We start from the raw sequence: 20,273 nt of genomic DNA, 5'->3' as shown, positions 1-20,273 counted from the left end.
TCCCCCGATCGACGCGCCGCGTCGGTCGCCCAAAAAAGTGCATATACATAGGTGAATCGATGGATACGACCCAGACTCCTGTTTCCCGAGAAGCGGCGCCGGCGCAAGCCGTCGCGCGGCAGCGCCGGCGCGTGCCGTGGATGACCGTCGCGGTGCTGGCCGTCGTCGCCGTCGTGGCGTCGGCGGCGCTCTACTGGGACCTCGTGCTGCGCTTCGAGCAGAGCACCGACGACGCATACGTCGGCGGCAACGTCACGGTGCTCGCGCCGAAGGTGAACGGCTTCGTCGACGAGATCCTCGTGACCGACAACCAGCGCGTGAAGGCCGGCGACGTGCTGGTGCGGCTCGATGCGCGCGACTACGACGCGAAGCTCGCGCAGGCGAGCGCCGACGTCGACGGCGCGCGCGCCGCGGTGACCGAGCTCGAAGCGAAGCAGCAGCTTCAGTACGCGGTGATCGGCCAACAAACCGCGGAGAAAAGCGCGTCGGCTGCCGAACTGACGCGCGCATCGTCCGACAGGGTGCGCTACCGCGAGCTCGTGAAGTCCGACGCCGTGTCGAACCAGATCGTCGAGCGCGCCGACGCCGATTATTCGAAGGCGAGCGCCGCGGTCGACCGCAGCGACGCCGCACTGCTCGCCGCAAAGCGGCAGCTCGACGTGCTCGGCGCGCAGCTCGCCGACGCCCGCGCGCGCGTCAACACCGCGCTCGCCGCGCAGCGGGTCGCGGCGCTCAACGTCGAATACACGACGATCCGCTCGCCGGTCGACGGCTACGTCGGCAACCGCACCGGCCGGGTCGGGATGCTCGCGAACGTCGGCGTGCCGCTCTTGACGATCGTGCCCGCGTCGGGCCTGTGGATCGACGCGAACTTCAAGGAAGACCAGTTGAAGAAGATGCGCCCGGGCGACCGCGTCGACGTGTCGCTCGACGCATCGAGCCTGCGCGTGCACGGCCGCGTCGAGAGCTTGGCGCCCGCGACCGGCGCGACCTTCAGCGTGCTGCCGCCGGAGAACGCGACCGGCAACTTCACGAAGATCGTGCAGCGCGTGCCGGTGCGCGTGCATCTCGATGCGCAGCCGGGCCTCGAGAACGTGCTGCGCCCCGGCCTGTCCGCGGTCGTGACCGTGCATACGGCGCGCGCGGACTGAGCGGCATGCCGAGCGAATGACGGAGCGGATCATGACTACAGGCTTTATCGGCGACCCGGCGTCGCAACCGATGCGGCAGCGCGTGTTCGCGTTCGCGCTGATGTGCGTCGGGTTCTTCATGGCGACCCTCGACATCCAGATCGTCGCGTCGTCGCTGCGCGACATCGGCGGCGGGCTGTCCGCGAGCCAGGACGAGCTGTCGTGGGTGCAGACCGCATACCTGATCGCGGAGATCCTCGTGATCCCGATGTCGGGCTGGCTGTCGAAGGTGCTGTCGACGCGCTGGCTGTTCGTCGCGTCCGCGGTCGGCTTCACGATCACCAGCATGCTGTGCGGCCTCGCGTGGGACATCAACTCGATGATCCTGTTTCGCGGGCTGCAGGGCGCGCTCGGCGCGGCGATGATCCCGACCGTGTTCACGACCGCGTTCGTGCTGTTTCCCGGCAAGCAGCGGCTGGTCGCGTCGACGACCATCGGCGCGCTCGCGTCGCTCGCGCCGGCGATCGGCCCGGTGATCGGCGGCTGGATCACCGACCAGTGGTCGTGGCACTGGCTGTTCTACCTGAACCTCGTGCCGGGCATCGTCGTGGCCGCGCTGGTGCCGCGCTACGTGCATATCGACCAGCCCGACCTCGGCCTGCTCAAGCGCGGCGACTATCCCGGCATCGCGCTGATGTCCGGCTTCCTCGGCTGCCTCGAATACGTGCTCGAGGAAGGCCCGCGCAAGAACTGGTTCGGCGACGACGTCATCGTGCTGTGCACGTGGATCTCCGCGATCTGCGGCTTCCTGTTCCTCGTCCACGCGCTGACCGCGAAGGACCCGATCGTCGACCTGCGCGCGCTCGTCGTGCGCAACTTCGGGATCGGCAGCCTGCTGTCGTTCGTGACCGGGATCGGCATCTTCGTGTCGGTGTTCCTGACGCCGCTCTTTCTCGCGCAGGTGCGCGGCTTCAGCTCGCTGCAGATCGGCATCGCGCTGCTGTCGGTCGGCGCGTTCCAGATGCTCGCGCTCGGCGCGTATGCGCTCGCGACCCGCTTCTTCAGCATGCGGGTGCTGCTGGTGTTCGGGCTCGCCTGCTTCGGCCTCGGCGTCTACCTGTACACGCCGATCACGCACGACTGGGGCTGGCGCGAACTGCTGCTGCCACAGGCGCTGCGCGGCATCGGCCAGCAGTTCAGCGTGCCGCCGATCGTGACGATGGCGCTCGGTTCGCTGCCGCAGTCGCGGCTGAAATCGGCGAGCGGCCTGTTCAACCTGATGCGCAACCTCGGCGGCGCGATCGGCATCGCGGTCAGCGCGACGATGCTCAACGACCGGCTGAATTTTCACTACCTGCGCCTCAACGAGCACGTGAGCGCCGGCCAGCCGCAGGTCGCGGCGCTGCTCGACGGGCAGGCCGCGCACTGGACGGCCGCAGCCGGCGACACGCTGAACGCCGCGCAGGCCGGCCTCGCGAACCTGCACCGGCTGATCTTTCGCGAAGCGCTGACGCTCACTTACGCGGATGCGTTCTACGCGCTGGCGTTGTGTTTCCTCGTCGCGCTGGTCGCGGTGCTGTTTTCCAAACCCATTTCCACGAGCGCGCCGCCGCCGGACGCGCACTGAGGTCATCGTCATGAAAAAGCTTCTCGTCGCCCTCGCCGTCAGCGCGCTCGCTGCCGGATGCGCGGTGCAGCCCGCGCAGCATCCCGCGCTGCATGAATCGGTCGAATCGCTCGCGCCGCACGCGTGGGACACGGACGTGCCGCGCGCGGACGTCGACGCCGCGACGTGGTGGGCGCAGTTCCACGACCCGGTGCTCAACGAGCTGATCGCCACCGTGCTCGACGCGAACCTCGACCTCCAGGCGGCCGCCGAGCGCGTGAAGCAGGCGCAGGCGCTGACGGTGCAGAAGCGCTCGGTGCTGCTGCCGGAACTGGACGCGAACGCGCACGGTGCCTACGCGCGCCAGAACACGCCGCCGCCGCTCGGCTACGTGAAGCAGGCCGGCGCGGGCCTCGCGCTGAGCTGGTCACCGGACGTGTTCGGCGGCGAACGGCTCGACCTGCTCGCCGCGCAAGCCGAACTCGTCGGGCAGAAGCACGCGGAAGACGCGATGCGGCTCGCGCTCGCGGCGGATACCGCGTCGGCCTACGTCGACCTGCGGTGGGCGCAGCAGGAACTGCGCATCCTGCAGGACAACGCGCAGATTCGCCAGCGCGCGCTCGACCTCACGCGCAAGCGCCAGGCGTTCGGGCTGTCGACCGAACTCGACGTCACGCGCGCGCAGAACCAGCTCGATGCGCTCGAAGCGCGGATTCCGCCGACGCAGGCGCAGATCTCGCACCAGCTCAACCTGATCGCCGTGTATTCGGGACGCACGCCCGAGTCGGTCGACAAGCTCGTGCTTTCGCAGGCCGGCGACATCCCCGCACCGCCGGACGGCTCGCCCGCCACGCTGCCGTCACAGGCGCTGCTGCGCCGCCCGGACGTGCTGAGCGCCTACGCGCGCGTCGAGCAGCGCGCGGCCCAGGTCGGCGTCGCGAAGGCCGAGCGCTATCCGAAGTTCTCGCTGAACCTGACCGACGGCCTCCTCGCCGCGTCCTATCTCGGCCTGCCGACGCTGACCGACAACCTGTTCAGCGCGGCGCTGAGCGCGACGAGCCCGATCTTCAATGCCGGGCGCATCACCGCCGACATCGCGCAGAGCGAAAGCCGCATGCGCGAATCGGAACTCGGCTTGCGGCAGACGATGCTGCAGGCGCTGCGCGAGGTCGAGGATGCGCGCGCGGATCTCGTCAGCACGACCGCCGCGACGCAGCGTCTGAACAGCGCGCTTGCCGCGTCGGACAAGGCGCTCGGTCTCGCGAACCAGCTTTACAAGGGCGGCGCGACGGATTTCCTGGACGTGCTGTCGGCGCAGGAAGTGTTTCTGCGCGATTCGGATGCGCTGAATCAGGTGCGGCGCGAGCACGCGCTGTCGGCGGTTGCGCTGTATCGGTCGCTGGGCGGCGGGTGGAGCCGGAATGATGCGGCGGACGGCGCGAAGGCGCAGGCCGTGGCCGCGAAGTGAGCGACGCGGGAGGGGAACGCCGCGCCCGCTATGCGGGCCACCGGTAGCCGATCACGGTGTCGAGCGGATACGCGAGCTCGCGCACTTCTTCGAGCTGGTTGCCGCCGAACAGGTAGACGTTCTCGTCGTCGTGACGCAGATAGAACCCGACGTGCCCTTTCCAGCTCGCCGGATCGTCGCGCGTCAGCACGGCGATGCAGCCGTAGACCGGCCGCTCCAGCGCCCTGCCCCATTCGAGCCACGAACGCGCGAGCGCGGAGCCCGTGCCGCGGATGCCGGCATGCGCCATGCACCAGTTCAGGAACGACGAGCACCACGAAATCTTGTCGTCATAGCCGACGAGGTTCGTGTGGTTGTTGTACTCGACGATGCGGGGATTCGTCTCGCCCGCGGGGAATCGACGCACGCCGCGTTCTCTCATCGCGACGGGCATCCAGTTCGGTTGATGATCGACGGTCATGTGCGTGACGTCTGGGTGTCGTTTGCGCAATCGTCGCCGATCCGCGCGCGGATGTCGAGTTTCCCGCGCCAATCCTCAGGACAATGACCGCTCGACGGGTACGGATCGTGCGGGCGAATCGATGCGCGATCGCGGCAACGCAAGACGCCCGCGCCGCATCGGTCGCGGGCGGGCGTTGCATCGCGCCCGAATGCCATGGATACCGTCGGATTCCGTGATCCGCGCGCGCCGTTTGATTGCATGCCGGATCGCGCTCGATGCTTTACAAACGGCCGACGACGACCGACGCGTAACCAGGCAGTCACTTAACACGCGCGATTTAGGGTCTCAAAGAAATCATCTTTTACACACACTTACAGTACCGCCGCGGCGACTTCACTAGTCTGAATTGACTCGCAGCACCTCTGCCGGACGTGCCGCGCAGACGCATGCGAGTCGTCAATACGTTGTTGCAAGACCACGTTCAACGGGGCGCCGCGCAAGCGGGGCCGATCAGGTGGCCGGTGAAGCCGGCCAGTTCAGACAGTGTGTCGATCCGACGCAAGCTCGGAGCAGGTGCACTGCGGACAACAAACGATACAGGCAGGCCGGGACCGGCGCGCACGCGCTCGTGCGCAACGGCGCCGGCTTGTCTTCGACGACGCCCACGGCTGACATCAGCACCGGGCTTGCGATGACGTTCGTTCGCTCGTTCGCGCGTTTGCCATGCAGGAGAGCCTTATGTCTGACCAGCAACTCGACCACCGCCCGCCCGAGCCCGTCCCCGACGCGCCCGCGCCGCACGACGCGCCCGTCGCGCGCCGCCAGTCCGCCCTGGGGCGGCCGCTGTGGCACTTCGCCGTGCGCTCGATCGGCTACGGCATCGTGGTGTTCGTCGCCTGGGTCGTGCTGACCGTCATGTTCCCGAACATCTTCACGCGTTCGTCGGAGCGGGCCGTGGTCAACAGCCAGGTGACGCTCGTCACGTCGCCGGTCGAAGGGATCGTCACGCAGCAGCAGGTCGGGATCGGCAAGCCGTTCGCGGCGAACCAGCCGCTGATGACGGTGCAGAATCCGAACATCGACCGCGCGCTGCTGATCGACCTGACCGGCAAGGCGCTCGACAACCAGCAGCACTACGATGCCGCGCGCGCGCAGCTCGCCGGCGACGAGAGCCAGCTCGCCGCGACCAGCCGCGACCTGCAGCGCTACCAGAGCGCATCGCAGCAGGAACACGCGGCGAGCATCCGCGCGCTGCAGGCGCGGCTCGACGTCGCGAAGGCGCAGGTCGACCAGCAGGCCGACGTCGTCAACCGCAACCAGGCGATGCAGGAGGCCGGCGCGGTGAGCGAGGCCTACACCAATGCGTCGCGCTACCAGTTGTCGATCCTGTCGAACGCGAAGGCCGCGGCCGCCGCCGAGCTCGATCACGCGACGGCCGCCGGCAATGCGTCGCGCAACAAGGTCTACGCATCCGCCAGCGACGGCGCCACCTCCACGCTCGAGCAGCGCAGCCGGCTGCTCAGCGCCGACATCGTGCAGCTCAAGGCGCAGATGACGCAGTACGACGCGTATGGCCAGTCGGTCGGCAAGATGATCGACGCCGAGAAGGCGCGGCTCGAGCGGCTGTCCAATCTCGAGATCCGCGCCAGCGAACCGGGCGTCGTCGAAGACGTGCTCGCGCCGCCGGGCACGCGCGTCGCCGCCGGCGCGACGCTGATCCGCGCGAGCAACTGCAGCCAGTCGCGGGTCGTCGCGGTGTTTCCGCGCAGCCTGAGCGACGACCTGCTGCCCGGCACGCGCCTGAACGTGCGGATGGACGGCGTGCCGTTCAAGGTGCCCGCGTCCGTAGCCGAGGTGCTGCCGCGCGCGTCCGAAGGCGAGCAGGCCCGCTACTTCGTGCCGTTCCCGCCGATCGAGAAGAACGAGATCTACGTGATCGCGAAGCTCGACCGGCCGCTGTCCGCACTGCCCGTCAGCGCGCGCGCCGATCCGGCCGACCGCTGCGCGATGGGCCGCTGGGCGAAGGTCAGCCTCAACCGGAGCTGGCTCGGCAGCGGCATGTCCGACCTGGTTCCGGACAGCGTGAACGCGCAGGGCGGCTTCCGCTCGATCGCCGATCGCGCGCAACCGTGGTTCGACGCGCTGCGCTCGGCCGCCGAGCGCGGCCTGAACTGGCTGCGCAGCCAGCTGGCGTAATGCCGCGCGCACCGGGACCGATGCCGATGAAGCCGCCCTTCCTGCACCGTCTGCGCAAGATCGCCCCGCTCGTGATGCTGCCGCTCGCGCCGCTGATGTTCGCCGCCCCTGCCGCCCATGGCGCCGACAACGCGCCGCCGCAGCGCGCGGAACTGCTCGCGTCGGGCTGCAAGACGCTGGCCGGGCGTGTCGCGGCCGTGCCGGGCGCCGGGCCCGTCTTCCTCGACAGCTACGAGGCGGCGCCGGGCGGCCCTCCGCTCGCGCCGGCGCTCACGCACGCAGCGTTCGTCTACGACAACGCGCTCGCCGGCATCGCGCTGGTCGCGTGCCGTCGCACCGACGACGCGCGCCGCATCGCCGATGCGTTCCTGCAGGCGAGCGCGCAGGACCGCCATTTCCACGACATGCGGCTGCGCAACGCGTATCGCGCCGGCGCGCTGCCGGCCGGGCCCGCGCCGCTGCCGGGCTGGTGGGACGAACCGAGCAAGCGGTGGTTCGAGGATGCGTATCAGGACGGCACCGCGACCGGCAACGTCGCATGGGCCGCGCTCGCGCTGCTGACCGTCCACGAGGCGACGCACGACCAACGCTATCTCGACGGCGCCGCCGCGCTGATGGGCTGGATCGATCCGGGCCGGCTCGATGCGACGGCGCCGGCCGGCTACGTCGGCGGCGAGTTCGGGTACGAGCCGAAGCAGATCCATCAGGGATGGAAATCCACCGAACACAACGTCGATACCTACGCGGTGTTCCGCTGGCTCGCCGAGCGCACCGGCGACGCGCGCTGGCGCACGGCCGCGGACCGCTCGCGCAGCTTCGTCGCGGCGATGTGGGATGCGCGGCAAGGCCGCTTCCTGATCGGCACGCGCGATGACGGGCATAGCCCGAACGTCGGCCCGTCCGCACTCGACGCGTCGCTGTGGCCGCTGCTCGCGATTCCGGATGCGCCGCCCGACTGGCGCCGCAGCATCGCATGGGTCGACGGCGCGCACCGGATCAACGGCGGCTATGGCTTCAACGCGCATCCCGACGGGGTGTGGACCGAAGGCACCGGTCAGGCGGCACTCACGCTGCAGGCGGTCGGGCAGAACGCCAAGGCCCAGCCGCTGTGGGCGCTGCTGCTGGCGCAGCGCGCGCCGGACGGCCTGCTCTATGCGACGCCCGACGCGCGCATTCGCACCGGGTTGTCGATCGGTCCGACGTCCACGACCGAGGACTTCTTTTACTTCCACCTGCCGCACCTCGGCGCGACCGCATGGGCCGTGCTCGCGGCAGCCGGGTGGAATCCGTTCCGTCCCGGGGGATGCCTGCCGGGCGGCGGCTGCCCCGGCGGCGGCACCACTCACGCTCTGGAGTGACGATGTTCGATTTCTTTCTCGCAAGCCGATCCCTGCTCGTCATCAACGGCGGCGTGCTGCTGATCGTGCTCGTGCTCACGCGGCTCGGCAAGCGCGAGCGTGCCGTCGATCGCATCCTGTTCGGCGGCGTCGCCGCGACGCTGCTGCTGACTTACCTGTATTGGCGCACGACCCAGACGCTGCCCGACCCGCGCATGGATTTTCCGAGCGTGTGGGCGCACGTCTTCTACGGCTTCGAGTGCATCGCGCTGACGTATACGCTGATCTCGATCGTCGTGCTCACGCGCACCAGCGATCACTCGCCCGACGCCGACGCCGGCGAAGCCCGGCTGCGGCGCACCGCGAAGGCGCCGCGCGTCGACATCTTCATCGCGACCTACAACGAAGGGCTCGAGATTCTCGAGAAGACGATCGTCGCGGCGCTCGCGATCGACTATCCGGACTTCCGCGTGTGGGTGCTCGACGACACGCGCCGCGACTGGCTCAAGGCGTTCTGCGAACAGGTCGGCGCGCACTACGCGACCCGCCCCGACAACACGCATGCGAAGGCCGGCAACCTGAACAACGGCCTGCGCAAAAGCGCGCAGGGCCCGGACGGCGGCGCGCCGTACATCATGGTGCTCGACGCCGACTTCGCGCCGCACCGGAAGATCCTGATGCGCACGATCGGCCTGTTTGCCGATCCGACGGTCGGCGTCGTGCAGACCCCGCAGTTCTACTACAACGCCGACCCCATCCAGTACAACCTGCGCACGACCGAATGCTGGGTCGACGAGCAGCGCGCGTTCTTCGACATCATGCAGCCGGCGAAAGACGCGTGGGGCTCGGCGTTCTGCATCGGCACGTCGTTCGTCGTGCGGCGCGACCTCGTCAACCACATCGGCGGGTTTCCGACCGGCACCGTCACCGAGGACATCCACCTCACCTACCGGCTGATGCCGCACGGCTATGTGACGCGCTGGCTCAACGAACGGCTGTCGGTCGGGCTGTCGGCCGAAGGGCTGCCGGAATACATCAGCCAGCGCAGCCGCTGGGGGCTCGGCACGATCCAGGTCGCACTGACGCCCGACGGCCCGCTGCGCGGCTGCGGCTATACGTTCACGCAGCGGCTGCACTACGTGCACGGGCTGCTGCACTGGCTGAGCCGGCCGTTCACGCTGATGCTGCTGCTCGGGCCGCTGCTGTACTGGTATTTCAACGTGCCGACGCTGTACGGCGAGCCGATGCAGTTTCTCGCATACGGCGTGCCGTCGCTGATCGCCTACTGGGCCTACAGCATGTGGATCACCGGACGGCGCGCGCTGCCGATCTTCACCGAGGTCACGCAGATCGTCTGCGCGATGGCGGTGACCGCGTCGCTGGCGAGCGCGATCCTGCGGCCGTTCGGGCGGCCGTTCAAGGTGACGAACAAGGGGCTGGACCGCTCGAAGCTGATCGTCCACGGCAAGTTCGCGGCGTTCTACGGCAGCCTGATCGTGCTGTCCGCGCTTGGGCTCGGACATGCGCTGTCGAGCGACCCCGACGCGCCGGGGCTCGTGTTCAATTCGGCGTGGACCGGGATTTCGCTGCTGCTCTATCTGGCTTCGATGCTGGTGTGCGTGGAATTGCCCCGGCCTCGCAAGGAGGAGCGCTTTCCTTATCGCGCGTCCGCGCGGCTGCGCATCGGCCAGCAGGAATACGCGGTGACGACGCACGATCTGTCGTGCAACGGCGCGGCCGTGCTCACGCCGCAGGCCGGTTCGTTGCCGGTCGATGCCGAAGGCGCGCTGTGGCTCGCGCCGATCGGCTGGATCCCGTGCCGCATCGTGCGCCGCCAGGGCCGCCTGCTCGGCATCGCGCTGCACGTCGATACGGCGGCGCGCCACGGGCTGATCCGCCTGCTGTTCGGCGATCCGCCCCACAACATCGCGGCGCAGGGCCAGCCGAAGCTGGCGATCTCGCGCCTCATGCAGCGCGCGCTGTCGGACTGAGTCCGTGCCCTCGCCCTTCTTTTTCTCGTTCTGGAATCGTCGATGATGCGTAGCCTTCCGTTTCCCTCTCCGCCGATACGCGTGCTGCCGCTCGCGCTCGTCGTCGCGCTCGCGGCCTGCTCGATGGAGCCGACATACCAGCGGCCCGATGCGCCGATCCCGTCCGCTTATCCGAGCGGGCCGGCCTATTCGACGCCGGGCGCCAATGCGGGTCAGCAGAACGGTCCGGCGGCGGCCGATCTCGGCTGGCGGCAGTTCTTCGTCGATCCGCAGCTGCAGCAGCTGATCGCGCGGGCGCTCGCCAATAACCGCGACCTGCGCATCGCGACGCTCAACATCGACGCGGCGCGCGCGCAATACCGGCTGCAACGCGCGGCCCAGTTTCCGGAAATCGACGCCAACCTGGGGCTCAACAGCCAGCGTCTGAGCCCGGGGCTGCGTGCGCCGGGGCAGTCTCCGTTGATCAACACGTTTGCTGCCGGCGTCGGGCTGACCAACTTCGAGATCGACCTGTTCGGGCGCGTGCGCAGCATGAGCCATGCCGCGCAGGAGCAATATCTCGCGACCGTGGAGGCGCAGCGCAGCGTTCACATCAGCCTCGTGGCCGAGGTCGGGAATGCCTATCTCACGCTGATGGCCGATCGCGAGCTGCTCAAGCTCGCGCAGGACACGCTCAAGAACCAGCAGGATGTCGCCGCGATGATCCATCGCGGCAAGCTCGCGGGCGGGATGGCGCAGCTCGACGAGCATCGCGCCGATACGCAGGTGCAAACCGCGCAGGTTGCGGTCGAGCAGTACACGCGGCAGGTTGCGCAGGATGAGAACGCGTTGACGCTGCTGATCGGCGGCGGCCCGCTGCCGGCCGGGGTGACGAATGCGATGCCGCTCGGCAACCAGCATGTGCTGGCGGAGTTTCCCGAGGGGCTGCCGTCGACGTTGCTGGAACGCCGGCCGGACATCATGGCGGCCGAGCATCGATTGATCGCGGCCAATGCGAATATCGGCGCGGCGCGCGCGGCGTTTTTCCCGAGGATCACGCTGACCGGGATGCTGGGGGTTGCGAGTGCGACGCTCGCCGGGTTGTTTTCAGGCGGGGCGGCGTGGTTGTTCGCGCCGCAGTTGACGATGCCGATCTTCGATGGGGGACGCAATAGCGCGAATCTCGATCTCGCGACGGTGGAAAAGGATGTGAACGTCGCGAATTACGAGCGCACGATTCAGAGCGCGTTCCGGGAAGTCGCGGACAGCATGGCTGCGCGGACGACCTACGAGCGCGAAGTGAGCGCGCAGCAGAAGATGATTCACGATATCAGCGAGACCCAACGGCTCGCGCAGATGCGGTTTCAGAATGGGGTCGATGATTACTTCGGGGTGTTCGATGCGCAGCGGCAGTTGTTTCAGGCGCAGCAACTGCTCGTCACTTACAAGCTCGCGGGGTTGACGAGCCGGGTGACGCTTTACAAGGCGTTGGGGGGTGGGTGGCAGGAGTCGGGGCAGGTGGCGGGCGCGCAGCCTGCGGCGAAGGCTCAGCCTGCGGCGGCAGCGCGGCCGGCGGCGACGCAATCGAGAGCCGTGGCGCAGCCGACTGCAGCGGCGCAGCCGCGTGTGACGTCAGTTGTGGTGACGGAGCCGGTGGCGGAGACGCGGCCGGGAGCGGCGGCGCAAACGGGAACCGCCGCGCAACAGGGCGCAGCGCGCGCGGCCGCACCGTCCGTGACGACAAAACGCTCGGTTGATTCATCCGGCGTCACCGCAATCATCGAGACGACGGTTACGCCTGGCACTACTGGTGGGGTAGCAAGGCCCGGGGGTCAGTAACGTCTCTAACGGCCCGACTACCTGTTAGAGCGCGTTCCTGCCAATACAGCTGACCGTCTTCTCGGAATCTCTCTCATCTTCCGTTGCTCATCTTCGTTCGATGTCCCCGCATTGCATGCCGCAGGTCAACCGCTTCAGTCGATAAACAGATCCAGCATATGCGAAGCAGAACATTCGGCGCGCACATTGCCAGCGAGCAAATCGCGAAGTACGGATTCAGCGCCAGCCCCGAGTCACTCGTCGTCACGTACTTGAGCAGTTTCCTGCGTTCCCCCTGATCAAATCGGCCACCCACGCTTCGAGCTCCGGGTAGACGGTTCCATCGACGACAAACTCCTGCCCCTTGGCGACCGATCGGAGTGTGACTCCATCCTCCCGGATCTCCCACCGATTCGCTTTCGCGTGATAGCTCATCGGCGCTCGTCCGTCAGGTGCGAACCATCGTGGCAACGACCAGACGCTGCGCGAATGGCCGGGACGCGTAAGCTGCAGTTCGGGGCGCATCGCCACAAAGCGTCCGCCTCCCATCGCTTTCGCTCGCGTATAGACAGATCGCTTGCGAGCGATGTAAAGCGTATTCCGAGCATCCGTGTACCAATCCGGCGCCGCGACATGCGGATGTACTGCAATCCATGGATGGCGACGCAATACCTCCGTGCGCTGCGTCACGACCGGCAGCACCTCATCGATTTCCAGCCATCCGAAGAGCACATGCAGATCAGGCGCACCCGGCTCAAACCGCCACTTTCCGCCAGTGCGCTCGGTCAGTCGAAACCAGCCGAAGAACAGGAAGACATCGCCCGCCCCGATACCGTGGCGACTCAGGTGGCTTTGCGCGGAACCCGTCTGCCCGAGCGCTGGTCGCCAGTTCACCAAGTTGGCGACATGCCTGCCGCCGAGGTCCGGATCGAAGTGAACATGCGTCTGCAAGCCATGCTTGCCGGCAGACAGATCACACAGGAGCTGATCCAGTGATGCATCCGCGAAATCCAGATTCGCCAATGTAGCGCTGTCACGAGTGCTCGGAATCGGCAATGGAAGAAGGCGACCGTCCGGCAGGATCGGGCTGGGCATACCGCCGTACTGTGAATCGAAGCCTTTGCGGGAAAAAACGACTTTCATCGACGTACCAGCCTGGAAGCGCGAAATGATGCCGCCTGGAGATTCACCACTCTACACCTTGAATGGTTCCTGTCGGCTCCCATCTCGGTATGCCGCCGCTTCCGCGGCGTCGCCAATCGCTACGATAATTTCGATAAGCTGATCGATCGCACATCACCTCGACTTGTAATTCCCCCCACACCGCAAGCCCCCATATTTTCCTTGCGGAAACAAATCCGATTTGCTTTATTTACTCATATCAAAATCATGATTAGACGCCACGGGGATATGACGGAGACCTTACCACTGTAATTGCGCGTGGCGAATTGCTGCCAATCCGCCGCGACCTTCCCCGCGATTCGAATGCGTCGCGCCTTTTTCCGAAGGCGCGCGGCGCCGTCGCGCATGTCCGCATTGCACAAGGAGGTGGTGGAAGACCGCCGGGGCCAGCCTATGCCCTGTCGGGTGACACGTCTCAAAACGCCTACCGACACCCTGACAAACCGAATCAGATTGGCCGTGAGCTCCGATCGTCCTCCGCATCGTCCGCTCGCGCTCGAACCCTGGCAGTCAAACCGCAATGCTGCTTACGAAAGAGAGAGGCCGAGTCATGAATAGCGCAACTGGAGTCCGGGTCCGCCCGTCGATCGAATCGCTGCAGGCCGAGTACTTGAAAGGCAACAAGAAGCCGCTCGAGGACCTGATGCGCGCCTGGAAAGGCATCAAGGAACTCCCGCCCGACGATCCGAACTCGTTCTTCCTGATCGGCGGCTTCCACGGCGAACCTTTCCGGGGCGCAGGCTGGGGATCGTCCTCGTACTGGGGCGGCTATTGCAATCACGGCAATGTGCTGTTCCCGACCTGGCATCGCGTTTACCTGCTGAGGCTGGAACAGGCTTTGCAGAGCATCCCGGGCTGCGAACAGGTGATGCTGCCCTACTGGGACGAAACCAGCGACGAGTCGCTCAAGCACGGCATTCCGTGGGCGCTGACGAAGAAGGATGTCGAGCTCGACGGGCAGACGATTCCCAACCCGCTGCGCTCCTTCGTGTTCAACAAGGGCATCACCGACAACATCAACGGCGACGATCCGAACTACAGCAAGCCGCTCGGCTACGAAACGGTTCGCTATCCGTTGTCGGGGCTGGTCGGCACCGAAAAAGACCTGGCCGCCACCGAGAAACACAATGCCCGATTCCCGCACTATCACGAGAACGTGAAACTGCTCGACCGGAACGTGGTGAACTGGCTCACGTCCTTCATCGTCGTGCACGGCAAGAAGATCGAGACCCACGTGAAGGCCCAGTACGAGGCGTGCCTGAATGCGCCCAACTACACGGTGTTTTCGAATACGACGTCCGCGGCACAGTGGAACGAGAACCTTCCGCAAGGGGCTACGCACATCGTCCCGCTCGAATCTCCGCACAACCACATTCACCTTGCCGTCGGCGGTTACGACGTCCCCACCGGCCCGAACGCCGGCGACGACTCGCCGATCCGCGGCGCCAACGGCGACATGGGCGAAAACGATACGGCTGGCCTCGACCCGATCTTCTATTTCCACCACTGCTTCGTGGACCGCGTGTTCTGGCTGTGGCAGAAGCGTCACGGTTTCACCCAACACCTCGACGTCATCGCCGAATATCCCGGCACCAATTCCGTGGACGCCCAGGGGCCGACGCCGGGAACGGTGCCCAACTCGTGGCTGACGCTGGAGTCGCCGCTCGATCCGTTCAAGAAAAGCGAGAACGGCAAGCAACGCGCGTACACGTCGCTCGACTGCATCAACATCGAGGAACAGCTGGGCTACACGTACGGCCCCGGCTCGCTGGAAGACCTGCCGAAACCCCAGCTGGCGGCGGCCGTGCCGGCCGGCAACAGCAGCAAGGTCCTTCGCGTATCCGGGATCAACCGTGCGCCGATCCGCGGGTCTTTCCTCGTCGCCGCCTACGTCGTCCTGGACGGCAAGCGGCACCTGCTCGGCACGGAGGCCGTCCTGAGCCGCTGGAGCGTCCAGTACTGCGCCAACTGCCAGACCCATCTCGAAGTGAAAGCCTTCTTCCCGCTGCACCATTTCACGGAAGCATCGGTGAAGGATGCCAGCTACGAGGTCGAAGTCCATACCCGTGACGATGTATTCGGCCAAGGACGATCCTTCGCTGCCGCAGCAGCCAAACCGGGTCAGCAACGGTTCCGGGTCGAGGTCCGGTAGCCGCGTCATGCGCTGAACCGGCGCCATCGGTCCGGCGCCGGTTCAGCGGGGGATATCAGCGCAGTCGAAGCAACGGGGGGAGCTGGGATGAGCTACGCACCTGAAACCGGCAGTCTGGTCGGCATGTGGACCTATCGCAGTTTGCTGAACGATCCTGACCTGGCGACGCCATTCAATGACCTTGAATTCGGCCGCGCCACCATCGAGCTCGAGCCGGCGCCGATGGGCATACTCAGGGGACGCATCTTCGGACCGGGATGGGAACTGCAGCTGAGCGGCTCGATCGGCTATGGCGATCCCTGGACCGTGCGCTTCCAGGGGCAGGGCGTCGTCGGCGGCGAGGAATGGGTCTATGACTACGTCGGATACCTGAGCGCGCCGTGGCCGAACGGCGTCAACCAGCGTCCGGCGCTGACCGGCTCGATCGTGCGCGCCGTCCCGCACGCAAGCGGTGGCGGCGGCGTCTCGCCGGCCGGCGTGGTGTGCTCCTGGTATGCGGTCCTGAACGATCCCGCGTGAACGGCCATCATGCCTCCGACTGCGCCACCGGCAGGCCGGTTCGGGCGAATCGCGGTCGTTTCGCTATCCGCACGGCTGCGCGGCTTAATGTCGTTCGCACTCCTCGGTTACGTCGCCTGCGATTTGCCGACCCGGTTACATGATTCGTATTCCAGCTGGACCTGGAATTGCGCTGGCGCGATTGCATGCGCCAGCGCGGGATATATGTCGGGCGGCAGCCCGTCCGGCCGGTGCGCCCGCCGGTCGATGCACTGGTGCATTGCCGCCGTCTGCGTCGGGTTGACGCTCGATGCGTTGCGCACGCCCATCGATACGATCCTCAATGTGTGCGGCGGGGCGCTGGATACGGGCGTCGTGTGGAATACGCTGATGCTGCATCTGCGCTGGTTCCCGGTGTCGACGTCCGCGATGCTGGCCGTGGTGCTCCTGCACCATGCAGGCCGCCTCAACATGATTCGACTCGACAAGGTGCGCGTTGCCGCCAAGGCCCTGGCCCGGATCGGGATCGAGATTGCAGCGATGCTGCTCGCCATGAGCACCGGCATGGCCGCGACACAGGCAACGGCGTTCAGTCTCGGCCTGCGCTGGGACGCAAGCGGCGTCGCTTTCGCGATGCTGGCCAGCATGTTGGCATTTTACGAACTGAGCCATCGCGCAGCCCGCTTGGCGGAACGCATCCAGAACAAGCGTCGCTCGACGTGCTGCGTTCCTGGTGAGCTCGGATAAAACCGTCCCGATCCGCAAATGTTCAGTGTCGCTGCCGGCGGACAGGCGCCATCGCTCCGATTCGGCACGCCGACGCGTCAATACGTGCGATAAATATCCTGCGCTACCCCGTTCCGGTTCGAGGTGGCGTTCCCCTTGGCCTTCATCCCGTGTGCCCGGTTACGTCAACCGCTTTCGGCTTCGGCTCGGGCGCGGCCGGCGCACTCTGCCGAGGCGCGGCCCGAGTGACGGGCTGATCCTTGGCATCGAGCAGGACGAGCACGTTGTCGCGCACTTCGACCCTGACCGGATCGGTCTGCTTCCATTGCTTTTTCGGCACGGCCAGCTTCCAGACCGCACCCTCACCCGGCTCACGGAAGAACGCCACGACACCCACCACATGCGCATCCGGGTGCATCGGTTCGCTCACGCTGGCGTTCGCACCGGGGCGAAGCACCACATCCTTGGTGGCGAGCAGATCCGCCTTGAGCGCGTCCAGGTCATTGGTCTGCAACTGGGTGTAGTCGAGTTGGGCGAAGGTCTTCGCATCCTTCAACTGGTAGAGCCTCACGACCGTCGACAAAGGCTGCCCAGCGGCATTTGCGTTCAACGACGACCGGGCGACGAGGTCCACATTCATCGTCTTCACCTGCGTCGTGAAGACCCATTTCGCCGCGCCCACCGTGCTGTCCTTCACGGCTTGCCCGACGCCGCAGCCGGCGGTTGCAAGGATGACCAACACGGCCGCTGCTCCGACCAGGCTTCGCACGGTCGGTGTCCTGAGAGGGTTCTTTTGCTGCTTGTCCATATTTCGTGTCCTGCATCGCGTTGTCCTGCCGAATGGTGTATCGGGCTTATGCAGCTTCCGTCACGCCGCGCCAGCGACCCAGCTGTACCCATGTCGCGCGTGGGCGTCCGTGTCGTACCCCGGGCGGCGAGCCCAGTTGCGTGGTCAGACCCAGCTTCGCCTGACCGGACGCCAGTAAAGGCTCGGGCATCAGGTCCGGGTGCACCCGCATCTCCAGCAGCGCTTCGCTTTCGTAGCCGAGGTAGAAGCGCAGCAGCGCGATGATCTGGCGGTAAGCCGGTTGTCCCGGCACGAGCGCCGCGACTGCGTCGCGCGTGTGCGGCGTGATCACGATACGCAGTGTGTTCGCCCGATCGTAAAACCCGCGTCCGAGCAAGCATTGCTCGCCGAGCGCCGCCGGTTCGAAGTCGTTGACGGCACGCCACACCGGATAAAACTCCTCGACCGCAATGGCGGCATCCGGAACCGCCGCGCCCAGCACGCCGGCAAGCCCTTGCGCGGTGCGCGTCTTCTGAGCGGCCAGTCCGAGCATCGACAGCAGCGTGCGCGCACCCACGCCCGGCGGAAATCCCCCGTCCGGCGCACGCGTGTCCGGCGAGCGGAACCCGAGACCCACCAAGCTGAGCACGCCGCGCGAGACGGTATCGAAGCCATCCGGCCGGAAGCCGGCCGGATACCGGTATTTGCGCCAGATCCGGTAGAACTGCGTGGCAATGCGATGGTGGAACAGGTCCATGAACGCAGACAGCGGCTCGGCGCCGTCGCGGTTCTGCGCAACCTCGTCAACGAAATACGCCGGCATGCGCGCATCGACGCCGTACAGGCCGAGGAACGTCGTGCGAACGGCGGGCGGTGTCGCCGGATCATCGAGATCGAATTCGACCGCATCGATCTCGCGCGCCGGAAATCCCAACTGCGCACGGGACCGGAAGCGGACCGGATCCGTCGCAGGCGAATCGGTGGTACCCAGCGGCGCGGCATCCGATGCGGCCAGTTCGATCAGCGCGCAGAAACGAAAGAAATTCATCCGGTGCGCCTGATTCAGCAGCGCCGGGAGCAACGGACGGTCCGCCTGGGCCGGCGGCAAAGTCGTCAGACTGCGCTCGGGCGCTTTCGCGGAGTCGTTCAAAACGGTGCTCCTTCACCCTTCGTATCAGGCCATTCGAGGTGCCGGCCGGTCGGCTGCGACACGATCACCAGCTTCGTGTACAGGTTGACCGTCGCGTACAGGCCCAGAAACCGGTTGAGCATGGCGCCGAACAGCTCGAGATCGCCGTCGCCCGCGAAGCGCGTGCTGTCGATCGTCACGGTAATTTCGACGCCGCGCATCAACCCGCCCTTCACGAGCTTTTGCAGCGGCCGGTGCCGCACGTCGACGATCGCCTCGATCCGGCGGCGATTCAGCTCGCCGTCGGTCCAGTCGTACAGGGCCAACGATCCGCGCAGGATTTCCGCATCGAGCAGCGACAGGTAATTCGACGCCAGATGCGAGAGCACCCGCCACTGGAAACGATCCGCTGTCGGCGGATAAACCGGCAACGTGGGCGCGGTCAAGTTGCGTACCGACGCGATGTTCGTGAAACCTGCCCGCATGCGCGTGATGCTCGCTTCCCGCAACGCCTTGCGCGGCAGCATGCCGTTGGTGCCCGTGACCGACAGCGACAGTGTTTCCTGAGGCAACGCGTGCTCGGTTTCCCAGGCGTGGCCGCCGAGCACGACCCAGGTATCGAAGCGTCCGGACGGTGCGCGCCGCACGTGCGTGTGGAAATACCGCTCCGGCATCGCATGGCGCAGCATGCCGCCGTGGTGGCGGAATACTACGAACGGCACATATTCAAAGCGTCGGCCGCGCTCGATTCCGTGCACCGCGTCGACCGAGTAGATGTCGACCAGCGGCCCATGCTGCTCGCGCGCCCGCACCCGATATTCGGTCTCGAACTGCGTGACCTTGACCGGATCGGCCTGGACGGGAAACAGGTTGATGATCGGCGTGCAGTACAGCCGCACGTTCTCCGCGGTGAAGCGCATGTTGTCCTGCCACGGCTTCGCCAGCACGATCTCGACGTCGACGTATGGAGCGGACGCGGGAATCGCCTGGATGTCGAGCCCGAGCAGGTCGACGAACATGAACTTCTCGGGGAACGTGAAATACTCCAGCAGCAACTGATAGCCGCCGAACGCGTTGTCGGCCTTCGGCCACAGGCGCTCGTTGCCCGCGAAGCCGGCCGCCTCCATCCGCAGGCCCGGCATCTCCTGCGGCGCGCCGGGGCGATCCGCCGGAAAGCCGGGTACGCGTACGTGCATCGCGAGTGGTTTCCCCGTGAGCGCCGCGTGCAGTGCGAGGGCGACGGGACGATCCGCATCGAGATACAGCCGCAGGCGCGGCACATGCAACCGTTCGCGCTGGGCCTGCTGCTGAATCGCCAGGCGAAGCCGGATCACGGAACGACCGTCTTCGCGCGCCCATGCCCCGGCCTCGGTGAGGGTCACCGGATACAGGTCGATCGGTTGTGTGGTGCGGTAGACGCATTCGACGTGCGTGGCCGCCCCTTCGCCTGCGCCCGTCGCGATCGGTCCGGACGTCGCCTCGAGCCCGGCCGAGAGCGTCTCATGCTTTTGCAGCACGCCCGTGTCCGGCGTGAGCTCGAGGATCGACAGCGACGGAATCATGCGCAGGTAGTGCGGCCAGAGCATGCTGACGAGCCCTTCGGTCAGTTCGGGCAGTTCGTCGTCGAGCTTGTGGCGCAGTCGCCCCATCAGGAACGCAAAGCCCTCGAGCAGCCGCTCCACATGGGGGTCGCGCTCACCGCCGCGGTCCAGCCCCAACTCGCGTGCCCGATCGGGGAAGGCATGGGCGAACTCCCGGCCGGCTTCGCGCAGATAGCGCATCTCGGCCTCGTAATAGCGCAGGATCTCGTTGTCCTTGATCGGATTCGTCAT

The 20,273-nt window shown here is 66.6% G+C and carries 15 protein-coding genes; 10 read left to right on the top strand and 5 right to left on the bottom strand.

The window, feature by feature from the left end; all coding sequences use genetic code 11:
- Positions 1 to 59 precede the first annotated feature (59 nt).
- The 3 genes from KY49_RS25650 to KY49_RS25640 are packed head-to-tail and all read left to right on the top strand — an operon-like array spanning position 60 to position 4,204.
- Complete coding sequence (locus KY49_RS25650) at positions 60 to 1,151, top strand: HlyD family secretion protein (protein WP_042587255.1); 1,092 nt, start codon at positions 60 to 62, stop codon at positions 1,149 to 1,151.
- 31 nt (positions 1,152 to 1,182) lie between these two features.
- The gene (locus KY49_RS25645) at positions 1,183 to 2,757 is read left to right on the top strand and encodes a DHA2 family efflux MFS transporter permease subunit (RefSeq protein ID WP_042588735.1); all 1,575 of its coding nucleotides are present in this window, start codon (positions 1,183 to 1,185) and stop codon (positions 2,755 to 2,757) included.
- A 10-nt stretch (positions 2,758 to 2,767) separates the two neighbouring features.
- Positions 2,768 to 4,204, top strand: a complete 1,437-nt coding sequence (locus tag KY49_RS25640) for an efflux transporter outer membrane subunit (protein WP_042587254.1) — start codon at positions 2,768 to 2,770, stop codon at positions 4,202 to 4,204.
- Positions 4,205 to 4,232: 28 nt separating this feature from the next.
- Here the strand turns inward: KY49_RS25640 and KY49_RS25635 are convergent, their stop codons facing one another.
- Positions 4,233 to 4,664 carry an NlpC/P60 family protein gene (locus KY49_RS25635; protein WP_080340589.1) on the bottom strand — a complete coding sequence of 144 codons (432 nt, stop codon included), beginning with the start codon at positions 4,662 to 4,664 and terminating at the stop codon, positions 4,233 to 4,235.
- Positions 4,665 to 5,384: 720 nt separating this feature from the next.
- Here KY49_RS25635 and KY49_RS25630 point away from each other — a divergent pair.
- Genes KY49_RS25630 through KY49_RS25615 form a run of 4 tightly spaced genes read left to right on the top strand, consistent with a single transcriptional unit; the run spans position 5,385 to position 11,988 of the window.
- A complete protein-coding gene (locus KY49_RS25630; protein WP_063840495.1) occupies positions 5,385 to 6,842 on the top strand; it encodes an HlyD family secretion protein in 1,458 nt (485 codons plus the stop codon).
- Positions 6,843 to 6,862: 20 nt separating this feature from the next.
- A complete protein-coding gene (locus tag KY49_RS25625; RefSeq protein ID WP_042588732.1) occupies positions 6,863 to 8,200 on the top strand; it encodes a hypothetical protein in 1,338 nt (445 codons plus the stop codon).
- A 2-nt stretch (positions 8,201 to 8,202) separates the two neighbouring features.
- Positions 8,203 to 10,170: a glycosyltransferase family 2 protein gene (locus KY49_RS25620; RefSeq protein ID WP_042587253.1), complete on the top strand. Its 1,968-nt coding sequence runs from the start codon at positions 8,203 to 8,205 to the stop codon at positions 10,168 to 10,170.
- Between the two features lie 45 nt (positions 10,171 to 10,215).
- Entirely contained in the window at positions 10,216 to 11,988 is a 1,773-nt protein-coding gene (locus KY49_RS25615; protein ID WP_082062498.1) for an efflux transporter outer membrane subunit, read from the top strand.
- A gap of 243 nt (positions 11,989 to 12,231) precedes the next feature.
- On the opposite strand, the gene KY49_RS25610 is transcribed toward KY49_RS25615, so the two are convergent.
- Entirely contained in the window at positions 12,232 to 13,110 is an 879-nt protein-coding gene (locus tag KY49_RS25610) for a hypothetical protein (RefSeq protein WP_042587252.1), read from the bottom strand.
- Between the two features lie 589 nt (positions 13,111 to 13,699).
- Here KY49_RS25610 and KY49_RS25605 point away from each other — a divergent pair.
- The 3 genes from KY49_RS25605 to KY49_RS25590 all read left to right on the top strand — a co-directional run bounded on the left by KY49_RS25605 (position 13,700) and on the right by KY49_RS25590 (position 16,546).
- Positions 13,700 to 15,301: a tyrosinase family protein gene (locus KY49_RS25605; RefSeq protein WP_042587251.1), complete on the top strand. Its 1,602-nt coding sequence runs from the start codon at positions 13,700 to 13,702 to the stop codon at positions 15,299 to 15,301.
- Positions 15,302 to 15,388: 87 nt separating this feature from the next.
- Positions 15,389 to 15,820, top strand: a complete 432-nt coding sequence (locus tag KY49_RS25600) for a hypothetical protein (protein WP_042587250.1) — start codon at positions 15,389 to 15,391, stop codon at positions 15,818 to 15,820.
- Positions 15,821 to 15,907: 87 nt separating this feature from the next.
- Positions 15,908 to 16,546, top strand: coding sequence for a hypothetical protein (locus tag KY49_RS25590; protein ID WP_156162611.1), 639 nt, complete (start codon positions 15,908 to 15,910; stop codon positions 16,544 to 16,546).
- A 142-nt stretch (positions 16,547 to 16,688) separates the two neighbouring features.
- Here KY49_RS25590 and tssJ read toward each other — a convergent pair whose 3' ends face one another.
- The 3 genes from tssJ to tssF all read right to left on the bottom strand — a co-directional run bounded on the left by tssJ (position 16,689) and on the right by tssF (position 20,273).
- The gene (gene tssJ / locus KY49_RS25585) at positions 16,689 to 17,333 is read right to left on the bottom strand and encodes a type VI secretion system lipoprotein TssJ (RefSeq protein ID WP_042587247.1); all 645 of its coding nucleotides are present in this window, start codon (positions 17,331 to 17,333) and stop codon (positions 16,689 to 16,691) included.
- A gap of 46 nt (positions 17,334 to 17,379) precedes the next feature.
- Positions 17,380 to 18,360, bottom strand: a complete 981-nt coding sequence (gene tssG, locus KY49_RS25580) for a type VI secretion system baseplate subunit TssG (protein ID WP_042588730.1) — start codon at positions 18,358 to 18,360, stop codon at positions 17,380 to 17,382.
- A gap of 98 nt (positions 18,361 to 18,458) precedes the next feature.
- Positions 18,459 to 20,273 (bottom strand): type VI secretion system baseplate subunit TssF, encoded by a 1,815-nt coding sequence (tssF, locus tag KY49_RS25575; RefSeq protein WP_042587246.1) that lies wholly within the window; start codon positions 20,271 to 20,273, stop codon positions 18,459 to 18,461.

The organism is Burkholderia sp. MSHR3999 (assembly GCF_000833595.1).
GTDB lineage: Bacteria > Pseudomonadota > Gammaproteobacteria > Burkholderiales > Burkholderiaceae > Burkholderia > Burkholderia ubonensis.
Note: the sequence above shows the minus strand (reverse complement) of the source record. Positions and strands in the feature narration are given on the sequence as shown.

Bases quoted from the DNA above. Each gene is read 5' to 3' on its own strand.
- KY49_RS25650 (WP_042587255.1), top strand. From the start codon at position 60: ATGGATACGACCCAGACTCCTGTTTCCCGAGAAGCGGCGCCGGCGCAA.
- KY49_RS25645 (WP_042588735.1), top strand. From the start codon at position 1,183: ATGACTACAGGCTTTATCGGCGACCCGGCGTCGCAACCGATGCGGCAG.
- KY49_RS25640 (WP_042587254.1), top strand. From the start codon at position 2,768: ATGAAAAAGCTTCTCGTCGCCCTCGCCGTCAGCGCGCTCGCTGCCGGA.
- KY49_RS25635 (WP_080340589.1), bottom strand. From the start codon at position 4,664: ATGACCGTCGATCATCAACCGAACTGGATGCCCGTCGCGATGAGAGAA.
- KY49_RS25630 (WP_063840495.1), top strand. From the start codon at position 5,385: ATGTCTGACCAGCAACTCGACCACCGCCCGCCCGAGCCCGTCCCCGAC.
- KY49_RS25625 (WP_042588732.1), top strand. From the start codon at position 6,863: ATGCCGATGAAGCCGCCCTTCCTGCACCGTCTGCGCAAGATCGCCCCG.
- KY49_RS25620 (WP_042587253.1), top strand. From the start codon at position 8,203: ATGTTCGATTTCTTTCTCGCAAGCCGATCCCTGCTCGTCATCAACGGC.
- KY49_RS25615 (WP_082062498.1), top strand. From the start codon at position 10,216: ATGCGTAGCCTTCCGTTTCCCTCTCCGCCGATACGCGTGCTGCCGCTC.
- KY49_RS25610 (WP_042587252.1), bottom strand. From the start codon at position 13,110: ATGAAAGTCGTTTTTTCCCGCAAAGGCTTCGATTCACAGTACGGCGGT.
- KY49_RS25605 (WP_042587251.1), top strand. From the start codon at position 13,700: ATGAATAGCGCAACTGGAGTCCGGGTCCGCCCGTCGATCGAATCGCTG.
- KY49_RS25600 (WP_042587250.1), top strand. From the start codon at position 15,389: ATGAGCTACGCACCTGAAACCGGCAGTCTGGTCGGCATGTGGACCTAT.
- KY49_RS25590 (WP_156162611.1), top strand. From the start codon at position 15,908: ATGTCGTTCGCACTCCTCGGTTACGTCGCCTGCGATTTGCCGACCCGG.
- tssJ (WP_042587247.1), bottom strand. From the start codon at position 17,333: ATGGACAAGCAGCAAAAGAACCCTCTCAGGACACCGACCGTGCGAAGC.
- tssG (WP_042588730.1), bottom strand. From the start codon at position 18,360: ATGAATTTCTTTCGTTTCTGCGCGCTGATCGAACTGGCCGCATCGGAT.
- tssF (WP_042587246.1), bottom strand. From the start codon at position 20,273: ATGACGAATCCGATCAAGGACAACGAGATCCTGCGCTATTACGAGGCC.